Origin of the sequence: Novipirellula caenicola, from assembly GCF_039545035.1 — a bacterium.
GTDB classification, from domain to species: domain Bacteria; phylum Planctomycetota; class Planctomycetia; order Pirellulales; family Pirellulaceae; genus Novipirellula; species Novipirellula caenicola.
This window is the reverse complement of record NZ_BAABRO010000003.1, coordinates 344,204-357,682: the sequence shown is the minus strand read 5'-3', so window position 1 is coordinate 357,682 and position 13,479 is coordinate 344,204. Positions and strand designations below refer to the sequence as shown.

The following is a 13,479-nucleotide window of genomic DNA, read 5'->3' as shown; positions in this document are numbered from 1 at the left end:
AAAGCAGGCAATGCGAGGCAGGATTGGAACCACGCTCGCATCGCTCGCCCGTGATTTAATCGGACTGCTTTGGCTCGTGCGTCTCAAACGTCGCCCGGCGGCTCTGTTTCGCTTTTCGGGTCACTTCGACTGCTTCGTTGTACAGGACCCGTTGCGACTGAAACGCCCCTTTGCCTTTTTTGTCCGCCTGACCGCGGTCGTACAGCCCGGTCGGCAACATTCGCCACACATTGGTGGTGTCTTTGAAATACGTTCGCAGCACATGCAGCAATCGCTCCCGCGCCGCAGGGTCGATCACCGGGACAAACAACTCGACACGGCGGTCGAGGTTTCGCGGCATCCAATCCGCACTGCTAATGAACAGTTCATCATCGCCGCCATGGCGGAAATAGACGATGCGAGCATGTTCAAGGAATCGATCGACAATCGAAATCACTTCAATATTCTCGCTCAACCCCTTCACGCCTGGCTTGAGACAACAGACGCCTCGGATATTCAAACGCACCCGAACTCCGGCTTGGCTTGCTCGATACAACGCATCGATGACCTGGGTGTCCACCAATGAGTTCAGCTTGGCAACGATCTCGGCCTTCTGGCCTTCGAGACAACGCCGCGTCTCGGCTTCGATCAGGTCGAGAATCCGTTTTCGAAGCGTGATCGGCGCCGCGGCCAGCAACTGTAACTGCTGCGGCTGACTTGCTCCGGTCACGGCATTAAAGAAGGTCGTCGCATCGGCACCAAGCGTATCATTGCATGTCAACAACGACACATCGCTATACAGATTTGCCGTCGCTTCGTTGTAGTTACCAGTGCCAAAATGCAGGTATCGAACAATCCCCTGCGGCTCGCGGCGAACGATGATGCAAACCTTTGCATGCGTCTTTAACCCACGAATCCCGTAGATCACCTGGACGCCGGCCTGTTCCATCTCCCGCGCCCATTCGATATTCCGAGCCTCATCAAAACGCGCTTTAAGCTCTACGATCACCGAGACGTATTTTCCTCGTTCGGCCGCACGCATCAGCGCCGCCACAATCGGGCTCCGCTTGCTGGTCCGGTACAACACTTGTTTGATCGCCAACACGTCGGGATCCACCGCCGCCTCTTCGATCAACCGGACGATGGGATCAAAACGCTCGTAGGGATGCACCAACAAAATATCGCCCTTGGCAATCGTGGTGAACAATCCTTCGGCTGGATCAATACTGGGATGCGCCTGCGGCACCCAGGCTTCGTCACGCAACGAATCAAACCCCTCGAGACCGTGCAAAGTGAACAGGTAACTTAGATCCAGTGGACCATCGATCGGGTACAGATCTTGATTGGTCAACTGCATCACTTCGGACAAAAACGAGACGATGTGATCGCTTGCGGCCGCACTGTATTCAAGCCGCACGACGCGAGACAACCGTCGACTTTCGAGCACTTCTTCCATGCCGTCGACAAGGTCCGCCGCCCCATCCTCTTGCAGTTCCACATCGGCGTTTCGGGTGATCCGGAACGCAACACACTCCATCACCTCGCGTCCTGGAAAAAAATCTTCGACGTAATGCGTCACCAAATCTTCGAGCAGGATGTAGTCGTGCCCTCGCTCGGATGGCATCGAAACCAACCGAGGCACAGAGCGGCCTAGCGGGATCACAGCAAATTGCCACGAATCCACCAATTCCGGCTCGCTCACAGGCTCTGATTTCGCAGTTGCCTTGGCAGCAGACTTGGTCTTTGTCGACGCCGAGGACTCGGAACCGGATGCCGACGACGCGGTGGCGTCCTCGCTTGAATCGGCGACGGGTTTCTTTTCGGGCAAGGCACGCAGACGCACACACAGATGCACGCCCAACCCTTGCAACAGCGGAAAGGGACGATCGTGAGTGATCGCGTGAGGCGACAGGACGGCAGAAACATCACTGTGGAATCGTTGGTCGGCAACTTCGCGAGCTCGGTCACTGCAATCGCTGACCTTCACGCGGCGGATTTCGGCCGCCGCCAACTGGGGTTCAAGCACGTCGCGAAGCAGATCATATTGGCGAGCCACCATCTCGTGCACACGGCTGGAAACCGCGTTGATCTGTTGCGATACGGTCAAACCCGCCGCATCGCGCACCATCGCATTGCGGTCGAATTGCAATTTCAGTCCGCCGACGCGGACCATCATGAACTCGTCGAGGTTGGAACCCGAAATCGCCAGGAATTTGGCTCGCTCCAGCAGCGGTACCGATCGATCCTCGGCTTGTTCGAGGACGCGTTGATTGAATTCCAACCAACTCAGTTCCCGATTCATAAATCGATGATCGGGAAGCGGCAAATCAATCGGGTTGGGCTTTTTCCTAGCGTCTGCACTCTTTTTCGACACGACGGTGGTTCACGATAAGAGGAGAAAGAAGACGTCCGTATGCTGCACCAATGTAACGGAGCCAGCCAGGACGCGGGAGGCACCCGATGCCCCACAATTTGACGCCGCATCACCACCGAAAGCAGCCCCGTAGACGCAAACGCTATCTTCAATTTCTCCTTGGTGGCGTCCAGCAGCCGAAACGTGCCGCTGCTGATATTTGCCGACATGATGACATGCCGGCTTGAACGCCGTGGGTTTGGACCGCAAATCCGCCCGACGGCAATCTACTCCGACGCAGCCGTTGTGGCCGATTGAGTTTCGACCGTCACGCCCTCGTTCGATTCAACGACCACCGCGATCGGCGACTGCGACTGGCCTTCGGTCCCAAACAAAACTCGGAAGGCTTTGGGATAAAAGTCCTTTCCGTAGCTCAGTTCACCGCCTTGATGCCCGACCAAACCGACGATCCCGGCAACCACCAACAGCCCGACTTTCCAAATGCGTGTCCACGCGATGCTGTCCTTCCAAACGCTGATCGCCGCGACGACCATCAACACGACCGCCATGATCGTGACAATGATGCCGCTCCAGCGATGCCAAAAGACCTCGGAATCAAAATCGATTCGGTCCCAACCTGCGTAACCTTGCTGCGTCGCAAACGACCATCCCATCGCCGTCGCAGCCACCGAGGACAACGCCCCCAGGATCAAACAGGCCAACGGAATTTGGGTCCCAATCTCGGGCCACTTCATCCCCAGCACCACAAACAGGGCGCCGACCGTAAGCAAGGCAATGGGAAAGTGCACGGTGGCCGGGTGCAGGTAACCTTGAAACGCCCAGGCACGCTCGGGCAGACTTTTCGCGACCGACTCAGGTGCAACCGGAGGCACCGATTCAGCGGACGCCAACAACGGAACGTCTTCGGGCCAATGGGCCCCCTCGGAAATCCAGACACGGATCAGGGCGAGTTCGCCGGGGGTCAAAGGGCCGCCATGGGCTGCCGGCGGCATTAGCATGTCTTCATCGTCGGTCGTAAGATAGTCGACGTACAGCGAGCTGGATTCGATGTCCTCGGCTTCGACATAGCCCATCAACGAATCGACATCATCGACTCGAAAATCATTCTTCGCTTCCTTAGGGCCGTGGCAATCCAAACAGCGAGCGACGAGGATCGGAGCGATGTCTCGCTGAAAATTCACCATCCGGCCTTCGTCGTCCAAGATCTTTACCGGCCCAGAACCCCCTTTTTCCATGATCACGACGTCCATCTCGGGCGTCTGTACGGTCACGCGGCTTGGCGATCCCGACGCGTCGGATTCCGCAAACACAGGGACAGCCGCCGATGCAACGGCGACAATTAAGCAGGCAACGCGAGGCAGCGAAGGAAGGATGATTTTCATGTCAGTCTCAATGGAAAGGAGGGACTCTGAAAGCTCTTCATGAGCTGACGGCGATTCAGGTGGGATGCAGGGTGGGCATGGGTTGCGAGGGGAGGGTTAGATCACAATCCCGTCAAAGGCTTTAGTCAAACCGAGGGTCTGCAGTTCAATTTTAACATCTTTTGGGGTGGGTTTCTCTAAGGTTTCTGCGACCTCGTCGGCCAACAATTGAGCGAACATCGCTCGAGCTTCGGGAAGGATCTGTCGAATCCGAGCATCGGTCAATTCGAGCCCTCGCTCGGCCTTGATTCGCTGGGCCAGCGGTTGGCCCGGCTGCTTGGGTTTAGTGGTGGCGCAGTGCAGAACCGAAAACATCGGCATTTCGGGATTTTTGTGTTCGAGCTGCTCAAGTGATCGCCAGGCGCGTTCGAGCAATCCTGTCCGCCACAGCGACAACCACTTTTCATTATCGTTCATGATCGACTCGATGGACGCCGCAGAACGTTGATTTTCTGGAAGTTCTGCCAAGCGAGTCTTCGCGGTCGAGCGGATAGCACGAATCAAGAAATCTCGCAATTTGCCCTTTTTGTATTCGCCAAAACCGACCGAAACCAAATGGGCAATCAGCAATTTCAAACACTCGTCGGCGTGATCCGAAGAGCCCAGGATCGCCACCAATTGCCGACGGACGGTCACCAAATAACGCAGCACAAACCCGGCCGCACTGTTCGCTTGCGTCCATGGATTCGACGAACGGACCAGATTGACCGAGGTCGTTCGCTGAGCTGCGGCGGGAGTATCTTGTGACATAACCATCATTTTAACCCGAACTTACTACAATCTGAACTCCCTTCGCGACCAGGATCACGCGAGAGAACAGTAACGCTGGGCGTAGCATACCGTGAGAAATTGGACGCGTGTGCCCCGATTTTCCACGCTTTGACGGAATTTCGCCGCTTTGCCAGCTGCTTAAACCGGTCGCTCGATCCGCCGCACGTGCAGCCCGCTGCCGCATTGCCCTCCCCTGCGGTTCCGCCTGTCTTCCGGCAGTCTTCCCGCGGACTTCCCCCCAAAATTCCCGCCGCTCGGCCGGTCCTACGGCGGGTGAGCGTCGATCGACCGCGATTTTTCCAGGGCCTTCCAAACGTCACGTCAAAAGACCATCCTAAGGCGACGTGCGTGACAGACCCTCTTTTCCCTTAACGCGAGTGCTTCGCAGCGTGAATCGTACACCTATTTCAGAATTGACCGACGGGCAGCAAATCGCCCAATCGTTTCGCGCATCCGACAAACAATTGCGGGTGAACCGACAAGGCGGCAAGTACATCATCCTGAAACTGACCGATCGCACCGGCACCGTTTCCGGCATGCTTTGGAACGCCGATGAAATCATGTTCGATTCGTTTGACCGCGGGGATTATGTTCACTGCGTCGGCCGAACCCAAATCCACAACGGGGCGCTTCAGATGATCGTCACCGCCGTCGAGCGGATGGACGCAAGCGAAGTGGATGTGGCCGAATTCGAGCGATTTGATGCGGACCAATCCCAGCGATTGCGGACGCGGCTCAGCGAGTTATTGGGCAATCTGCACAACGTGCACCTGCGGCGACTCGGCCAAGCCTTTCTCAGCGACGACACGTTCATGCAGCGGCTAGAGATTGGTGCTGCGGCGCTCAGCAATCATCACGCCTATCCCGGCGGCCTTCTGAAACACACGCTCGATCTGATGGAACTGTGTTTGTTGGTCGGCCCCCGCTATCCGCAACTCGACACCGAGTTGTTGATGTTCGGCGCCTTCCTGCACGACCTAGGAAAACTCGAAGAAATCTCGTCCGAGGGCGAAGCCACCTACACCGACCGCGGGCAATTGGTGGGACACATCGTGATCGGAGTCCAAATGCTTGGTGAAAAAATTCGCGAGATCGACTCTCCCTCTGATCCGTTCCCCACGGAACTGCGTCTACAGCTTGAACATCTTGTGGTCGCCCATCATGGGCAAATTGAATTCGGCAGCCCGAAATTGCCGGTCACATTGGAAGCGCTGACGCTGCATCACATCGACAATCTCGATGCCAAAATTGAATCGTACACCAACATCATCGAATCTGACATTTCGGTCGACGGCAACTGGACCAACTACAACCCATCGATTGGCCGCAAACTGTGGAACAAACGAGACTAACCGTAGCATAGGCTTCCAGCCTGTGACAACCATTTACGCTTTACCATAACAAGCACGCCCCCAAAGCCTTCGGGACCGAATGGAGACCGTGATGACAAGTCCACAAAAACGCAGCGCCGTCGTCCTTCTCTCGGGCGGTCTCGACAGTGCTACGTGCCTGGCGATCGCCAATGCCGAAGGCTTTGCCACGCATGCAATCAGCTTTCGCTATGGTCAACGCCACGAGTATGAACTCGATCGTGCTCAGCAGCTTGCCCGTTCGCTCGGCGCGGCGTCTCACCGGATCGTCGACATCAACTTGGCCCAGTTCGGCGGATCGGCACTCACCGATGCATCGATTGGGGTGCCAAAGCACGAAGCCGTCGAGGAAGTTGGCGAATCGATCCCCGTCACGTATGTCCCCGCTCGCAACACCGTGTTTCTATCGCTCGCACTTGCGTTTGCTGAAACGATTCAATCGACCGACATTTACATTGGGGTCAATGCGTTGGACTACAGCGGGTACCCGGATTGCCGTCCTGCCTTTATCACCGCGTTTCAAACCATGGCCAATCTGGCGACCAAAGCTGGCGTCGAAGGGCAAAACCCGCTGCAGATTCACACGCCGCTACTGGATTTGACCAAGGCACAAATCATTGCCAAAGGCATCTCACTTGGCGTCGATTATTCACAAACGCTGTCGTGTTATGATCCGGGCGCAGGAGGCACGCCCTGTGGCCACTGCGATGCGTGTTTGTTACGAAACAAGGGCTTTGCCGAAAACGCAATGACCGACCCGAGTCTGTAGTCCGATTGCAAACGATCGCCGTGCCGCTGCAAGGGTCTCGCCGTGAGCACTTCATTGAAGAAACAAGCTTATCCGATACTGATTTTGTTGCTGGCGATGTGGCTGGTGCGGATCGTCGACATCGTGATCCCAATTGACTTGAACCAATTTGGATTACTGCCACGAACGCTACGAGGGCTGGCGGGGATCGGGTTGATGCCGTTTCTACACGCCAGCTTCGGGCATTTGATTGCCAATACGATACCGCTGGCAATCCTGTTGGGGCTAACGGTTGCATCACGACAGCGTGCTTGGCCGGTCGTTGTCGCGATCTTGATCGGCAATGGAGTCCTATTGTGGTTGTTTGGCCGCAGCGCCAACCATATCGGCGCCAGCGGTTTAGTGTTCGGTTTGATCGCCTACTTGATCACCGTCGGTATCCGCGAAAAGCAGATCGCGTCGATCGCCGTTGCGATACTCGTCGGTATGCTGTTTGGCGGTACGCTGTTAACGGGAATCCTACCGCGTTGGAACTCCGTCATCTCCTGGGACGGCCACTTATTCGGCGGCATCTGCGGCCTGATCGTCGGGATCGCAACCTCACGGTCGCGATAGCCATCAGCGTTATGCCACCCCGTCGGAAGGCGGCAGGATGACGACGAGAATCGCCACCTTTCCGGCTCGACAACCAGCAAATAAGTGCTAACGGGACGAACTGCTCCGAAAGTCTTGACGACTTCCGCTACGCTTTTGACGCAAAATGAAGGCGTTAAACTACTTTGGCTCGGTGAACACCTGTTGTAATGCTTGGCGAAAGACTTCCAGACGTTTTGGGGTGCTGCTGTCGATCACGGTTACCACCACTCCGTTGCGATCGAGGATGACGGTATGCGGCAGCGACTTGGCCTCGTAGACGTACGCGGCGTCGCCGTCGACATCCATCAACACCGACGCATCCACGCTGACTCGCTCGATCGCCCGCGAAGCCGTCGCGGCGGACTCTTCCAAATTAATAGCCACCCAGGCGACGTCGTTACCACCAATCTCCAAGATCGCCTGGGCGGACTCGGATAATCCTTGCAAACTCGGCGCACTCCAACTGGCCCAAAAATCGACCACGACCACTCGCCCTTTTAACGCCGCTAAATCAAACGATTCCCGCTCGATTGTGTTCAAATTAAAATCGGGTGCCGGCTTGCCAATCAACGGCGAAGCAACGCCTAACGCAGGTGCTTTGCGTGGCGGTTCATCGCGGTATGCCATCGGTACAGTTGCCGATTCGAACGCCCAGTCACGCTCGACACGGTCCGATGCCCGGGCGACGGCATCGCGTCCAAAATAGATGGACTTGACGTCACTAAGCGGAACTGCAAATTCATCAAACGCCCTGCTCTGCCCCGTCAACTGTTGTGCTTCGATTGCAAAATCCCGCAGCGTGACCTGGCGATGATCCACCAACATCGCATGGATGCGATTCTCCGTCGAGGTTCGCTGTGACGCCGACTGTGGATGAAGCCAAACGATTTTGGCGACGCGGTGACGCGGAAGCTCGATCGTCTTGGATCGTACTTGGACGGCTAAAACGTCCGCCGTTAATTCGAGAACATTGCATCGCAACAAATCCCCCGTCACTGAAACCACCAAGTGCGTCGGCGGCGTGTCCTTCATCAACCGAGGCACGACAAGCACTCGCTGCAGGTCGCGTGGATGAACGTCAAGCGGTTTAGTGACTTTCGTCAACGTCACCGATTCAAGATCCGCATTCGGAATCAACACGTCACCACGCCCCGACCAGCGCGCGGTCACGCCGTGCGAATCCATGCGGGTGATCACTGCGTCGACGACATCGCCCGCGCGAAAAACGATTGGCAATGCTCCGTCTGACGCGTCGGAAACGTCTTCGCGAAGCGGCGACCCGATGACAATTCGCCCTTGCGAACTTTGGCTGATCATGGACGCATTGACCGCCAACGCGGTCTGCCATACCAAACGACCGCTGCGATTCGGCGGACGATCCAACAACCATCCTGAGAGCTCGACGCCACTCGATTCAAGTTTCATCTCGAGCGAGTGAGATGTGATCAATCGGCGCCAATCCGAAACGGCCGACTGGGTAACGAGAGCCCGTGCCGGATTGCCAAATTCGCCTTGCAGCGTTTCCAAACGACGCAGTTTGTACCGGCGACCAAAGATCGTGTTCTTCTTAGTGATGCTCTGCACCACTTCGGCGTCAAATACCAACGGCGTGGCGAACAGAGGACTATCGCAAAGGATGCGATCGGTGCTGCCGTCGCAACTCAGATTCCCATCGACATAGCCTCCATCGACAAGCCAAACTCGCATCGCAGGCGCGGCGGCACAAAACGAAGGCGCCGCGAAACAAAACATCACGGCAAAAACAAAGCCATTTCGCATCGTATTTATCGCTCGTAAATTGGCAGGAATCGAAAGTTCAATGCCAAAGCCAACAGTGACATTGAGGTCGAATTCGCTGCTCCCAAGTCACCCGAAAAGCTACCATCGGGACTCTGGCGTGACTTTAATTTTCGCACCAACGAATCGTTCCATTTTTCCCACAACTCGACATCCGCTTGAAACAGAGCTTGCGATTGGTAGTACCATGCGTATTCGATCCACCCGGTTCGTTCGTTCAGATTTTTTCGCAAGTAGCTTTCGGTCGCCGCATACGGAGGCAGATCTTTTCGTCTCGCGATGGCATAGACCAAACATACGATCGACGAACGTGCGATCGATTCACCAAATCCACTCAGACCTCCCGCGTAGCCCACCGCGCCGGTCTCGGATGTCATGCTTGAAAAATAATCCAACCCCCGATCGATTGCCTCATCCGAAACTTCGATCCCGGCGTTGCGGGCGGCCAACAAACCCATCATCACCGCGCCGCTGACCGAGGTGTCGGCATCTTTCGCCCCTGGCGAATACCGCCACGCTCCGAGCGGATTGTTCTTCTGAGATGTCAATGCCGACCGCACCGCCAACTCCAACGCTTGCCCGATGCTGCGTTGATTTTCACGATCGGCAATCTCAATCGAATCGCCACTCCATAAATCGGTTTCGTCCACCGCGCCGTATGCCTCAGCCAGCGCCAACATCGCAAAACCGTGGTGATACATGCTCGGCCCCATGTAACCGGTATCGCTCGATTGGTTACGGATGATGTTGCGAAGCGATTTACGAATGGCGCTGCGGTAAAGCCCAAAATTGGGATCATCCCCGGACGCCAAAAACGCCAACAACCCAAGCGCCGTCGTCCCCGCGCCCGCTTCACCTCCCGCAGACCAGGTACCATTTTCGGTTTGCGTTTGCAGCAGGTAGGCCAACCCGGCATCGTACATTTCACGAACGTCACGTGAAACGGGATCGTTGTCGTCGCCATTTGCGGCGGGTGCCACCATGGATACCGGTGGTTGAGCAATTGCGTCAGCAGACCATAGCCAGCATGCGACCAGCAGAGCGACGGTAGCTCGGCGAGTTGGTTTCCTCATCGGCTTTCCTCTAATCGTCTAAAATACTCTCCGAGTCCGCTGCGGAATTCTTCAGGCAACGAACGCCCCGATTCACCGGTCATTTGACGCACCTCGCTATCACGCAATTTCTCGTTCGCGTTTAGCCCTGCTCCCAATAGCGCCAGTGCTTGTTCGTCGGTTTCGCCCTGCCCTCCCCCTTCCGGATTCGCACCGCCATCGCCACCGCCTTGCGGATTGATCCGCTTGGACCGCAGCAACATCTCGATCACTTCGGTCTGTGCGGCGATCGTTTCGCTGCCCGTGCTCGGTGAACGCAACAAACTGGCAGCTTCGTTCATCGTTTGGCTGGCCATCATCAACAGATTGATGTCGCCTTCGAAATGCACCAAACCGTCGGGCAGCGATTCCAATTCGTTTGCCAATCGTTCGCTTCGCTGGCGAAGCTTTGTCTGGCGATCGCTTAACGCGATGGCATCTCGCCGATACTCTTCGTCGCTGATGCTTGCTTTGGATTGTTCGGCCACACGCGTTGCCTCGCGAAGATCCACTTCGCCTTCGAGGATTCGCAACATTTCCAAAATCGCCTTAGGCGGAAGGGACGCAAGTTTCTTGTCGTCCGATTCACTCTCGCCGTCACCGTTTTCAATCAAATCATCTGCCCAACGGTCCAGCGTATCAGACCAAAATTCGGCTTGGGCCATCACCAAACCTTGATCCGTGGTGACTTGTTGACTGAGTTTCGCCAGCGATGACAACACATCGAGCTGCTTCATTTCTTCGAGCACCAGCTTAAACCGCATCAGATTCCGTCGGCGATAATAGCCATCCACATCGGACATGATCGCGGCGAGGGTCCGCGAGCTATCACGTTCGATGGTTGCCAATTGCTTGAGCATCACGCGGTCGTCCGCCGAAACGGAATCCGCGGCCCCAAACAGTCCGGCAATCCGCGCAGCAAGCTGATCCGCGACGTGGGCCTGTTGACGCGACGCCGCCTTCAAACGTTTGACCAGCGTGCTGCCTTCGAGATTCGCCATCACGGCATCAAGATCGTCCGAAACCTTTTCGAATTCGGCTAGTAATTTTTCCTGTTCCTCGATCGCAGCATCCAGACTTGATTCCGCCGTCGGTGACTCTGCTTCGCTGGTTCCCGAATCGGCTGCCGAATCCTCGACCGGACCGGTGACGATTGTCACCGCCCTGTCTAATCGTGAATGAGAATCCTCCGCCGACTCTTTCTCGCCAGGTTGTTCCTGGCGTGGTTCGGCCGGACCGGTGGGCTGTTGCGACGATTCCTGATCGACCAAGTTGGGCGTTTCGGACGACTCTGCCTCGGATGAATCCCCATCGCTCGATGACGTGCTGCTTTGCTGTTTGCTCGATGGCATCTTCGCGTTTGTCGCGGATTCAGCAGCATCGCTTTTACGGGTCGCTTGCTCTGCCGCTGCTTTTTCCAACAAATCAGCAACCGAGGGCATTCGATTTTCGGAGATATCGTCGAGCATTTGCAACATCTCGGCCCACTGCTGGACCTGCTCTGCTTCGATCTCGGTATTGTGAGACGCTTGTCGCAACAACGATTCCCCCTGCTTGGTCAGCTCGGCCAATTGACGGGCGTTTGCGTTTTCCGCGGTGACTTGTTTTCGCAGTTCGTTCCTTACTTGATCGCTGGAAAACGCGTCTTGTTGCATCGCTCGCAACTGTTTATTTCGTTCGTGCAAGCCACGTTCACGATCACGCACATCCAACGACGCGTCGTGCCACTGCTCCATTTGGTTCGCAATCCATTGGGCATGCTGCGACGCCGTCATCACATAGAACGTATACGGGGTCGAATACTGACGCTCTCGCCCCGGCAAATAATCCTCGGCCCACAAACGCAGTTCCACGATCCCCGGCTGAATCCCGAGCGATTGAGCCGAGAAGACCGCGTCGACCAACAGCGACGATTGATGCGTCTCGCCGCTAGCCAAGACCTTTTCGCCATGTGAACCTGCGGTCGCTGCGTCCGTGCTTCGATTCCACTGCAACCCGACTCGTTTGATTCCAAAATCATCGAGTGCCAGCAGCTGAAAATTGACTTGGTCCGTCTCAAGCAAAACACTTTCGCGAGCAAGATTCTGAGCCGCCACAGTGGGCGCCGCATCAGGAATCGCTTCAACATGCAACTCAAACGGCGACAATCCAACGAGCCCATGTTCGTCGCTCCATTCCAGTCGCAGCGACGACGAGTCGTTTTCCACTGCGATCGTCGACGTCGTAAAGGAGTCGTTCCAAACCGGTGCCGCCACTCCATTGACCGACGCGGTGCGAAGCGGACTCGACGCCGTCACCGCTACGGTGCCGTAGCTGCCTTGGACTGCACGTAACGTTCCCCCCCGAACATCCACCTGTATCGGATCGGGACGCTGTAGGTAGTCGGGTAGATGCATATCGGCCACCACCGACGTCAGTGCGGGCCGCAGTTTCGGCACAAGTAACACGGATTGTTTGGCATCGCCGACCTGCAACTGCATTTCGCTGACTTCATTCCGTGGTGGCAACTCAAACGCATACGAATTGCTTTCGCGGCGGGCGATGATTGGCGACAAACCATCCAAATGAAGTGAGGCCGTCGCGGGACGCCATCGACTTTCCGGCTTCAAACTCACCTGCCACGGTGCCGACTCGCCGTGAGGCACGATCATCCAATCGGCGAGAGATTCGATTTCCACAAATGTATATCGAGGCGTCGACCGCCATGGCATCATCAATCGATCCCAGCCGCTGCGAAGTACCGGAGTGGCAACCACGGCGAGTGATGCCAGCAGCAAAAGCGCCACTGCAAGCACTGTGGCGAGAAGACGAAGCAACGTGGGCGGAACCGCCGCAGCAAGATCTCGCTGCTTGACCATCTCAGCCACTTGCACCATCGCGGCTTGGCACAACGCCGGCGAACGCGATTGCTCGCGATCGCATTCAGCTAACTCGATCACCCCTAACAATTGACCGCCAACACCAGGCTCGCGAACTCGCAGCAAGCGTGCGATTTGATCGAGACTTCGGCACTTCCACACCCATCGGTACAAGGCCCAAGGGACTACAAACCCAACCGCGATCAGCAGCAACAAGATCACCGACCGCAGCAACCTCGGGGTATCCCAAAACCGGTCGAGCGTCATCACAAGCAGTAGCGAAACGAGTACCGCGACCATCACGATGGAAATCGACTCGGCCACTTTGGCGGTCCAGACGCGATTGCGAAATGCCACCAGTTGCTCGCGCAGCAGCTGCGGAACAATCACCCGGCGGTCGCGGTCGTTGGGATAGGAGACGCTCAAAAGTTTGC

The 13,479-nt window shown here is 56.4% G+C and carries 9 protein-coding genes; 3 read left to right on the top strand and 6 right to left on the bottom strand.

All coding sequences use genetic code 11. The features are described 5' to 3' along the window. Positions 1-55: 55 nt before the first annotated feature. The 3 genes from ppk1 to ABEA92_RS08695 form a co-directional block, all read right to left on the bottom strand. The gene (gene ppk1, locus ABEA92_RS08705) at positions 56-2,281 is read right to left on the bottom strand and encodes a polyphosphate kinase 1 (RefSeq protein WP_345683429.1); all 2,226 of its coding nucleotides are present in this window, start codon (positions 2,279-2,281) and stop codon (positions 56-58) included. A 338-nt stretch (positions 2,282-2,619) separates the two neighbouring features. Continuing rightward, entirely contained in the window at positions 2,620-3,603 is a 984-nt protein-coding gene (locus ABEA92_RS08700) for a c-type cytochrome domain-containing protein (RefSeq protein WP_425572414.1), read from the bottom strand. Positions 3,604-3,831: 228 nt separating this feature from the next. After that, positions 3,832-4,524, bottom strand: a complete 693-nt coding sequence (locus tag ABEA92_RS08695; protein WP_345683427.1) for a hypothetical protein — start codon at positions 4,522-4,524, stop codon at positions 3,832-3,834. Positions 4,525-4,934: 410 nt separating this feature from the next. On the opposite strand from ABEA92_RS08695, the gene ABEA92_RS08690 reads away from it, so the two are divergent. From ABEA92_RS08690 to ABEA92_RS08680, 3 genes are all read left to right on the top strand, one after another. Further along, positions 4,935-5,897 carry a 3'-5' exoribonuclease YhaM family protein gene (locus ABEA92_RS08690; protein WP_345683426.1) on the top strand — a complete coding sequence of 321 codons (963 nt, stop codon included), beginning with the start codon at positions 4,935-4,937 and terminating at the stop codon, positions 5,895-5,897. 91 nt (positions 5,898-5,988) lie between these two features. Next, complete coding sequence (queC, locus tag ABEA92_RS08685) at positions 5,989-6,684, top strand: 7-cyano-7-deazaguanine synthase QueC (RefSeq protein ID WP_345683425.1); 696 nt, start codon at positions 5,989-5,991, stop codon at positions 6,682-6,684. A 42-nt stretch (positions 6,685-6,726) separates the two neighbouring features. Beyond that, positions 6,727-7,278 carry a rhomboid family intramembrane serine protease gene (locus ABEA92_RS08680; protein WP_345683424.1) on the top strand — a complete coding sequence of 184 codons (552 nt, stop codon included), beginning with the start codon at positions 6,727-6,729 and terminating at the stop codon, positions 7,276-7,278. 159 nt (positions 7,279-7,437) lie between these two features. Here ABEA92_RS08680 and ABEA92_RS08675 read toward each other — a convergent pair whose 3' ends face one another. Genes ABEA92_RS08675 through ABEA92_RS08665 form a run of 3 tightly spaced genes read right to left on the bottom strand, consistent with a single transcriptional unit; the run spans position 7,438 to position 13,471 of the window. Continuing rightward, positions 7,438-9,078: a TlpA family protein disulfide reductase gene (locus ABEA92_RS08675; protein ID WP_345683423.1), complete on the bottom strand. Its 1,641-nt coding sequence runs from the start codon at positions 9,076-9,078 to the stop codon at positions 7,438-7,440. A 5-nt stretch (positions 9,079-9,083) separates the two neighbouring features. After that, on the bottom strand, positions 9,084-10,169 hold the full coding sequence (locus ABEA92_RS08670; RefSeq protein ID WP_345683422.1) for a prenyltransferase/squalene oxidase repeat-containing protein: 1,086 nt from the start codon (positions 10,167-10,169) through the stop codon (positions 9,084-9,086). Next, a complete protein-coding gene (locus ABEA92_RS08665; protein ID WP_345683421.1) occupies positions 10,166-13,471 on the bottom strand; it encodes a coiled-coil domain-containing protein in 3,306 nt (1,101 codons plus the stop codon). Before ABEA92_RS08665 ends, ABEA92_RS08670 begins: the two co-directional genes overlap by 4 nt. Between the last annotated feature and the right edge of the window lie 8 nt (positions 13,472-13,479).

Coding starts and splice junctions, on each gene's coding strand:
- ABEA92_RS08670 (WP_345683422.1), bottom strand. CDS start 10,169: ATGAGGAAACCAACTCGCCGAGCTACCGTCGCTCTGCTGGTCGCATGC.
- ABEA92_RS08700 (WP_425572414.1), bottom strand. CDS start 3,603: ATGGACGTCGTGATCATGGAAAAAGGGGGTTCTGGGCCGGTAAAGATC.
- ABEA92_RS08675 (WP_345683423.1), bottom strand. CDS start 9,078: ATGCGAAATGGCTTTGTTTTTGCCGTGATGTTTTGTTTCGCGGCGCCT.
- ppk1 (WP_345683429.1), bottom strand. CDS start 2,281: ATGAATCGGGAACTGAGTTGGTTGGAATTCAATCAACGCGTCCTCGAA.
- queC (WP_345683425.1), top strand. CDS start 5,989: ATGACAAGTCCACAAAAACGCAGCGCCGTCGTCCTTCTCTCGGGCGGT.
- ABEA92_RS08695 (WP_345683427.1), bottom strand. CDS start 4,524: ATGTCACAAGATACTCCCGCCGCAGCTCAGCGAACGACCTCGGTCAAT.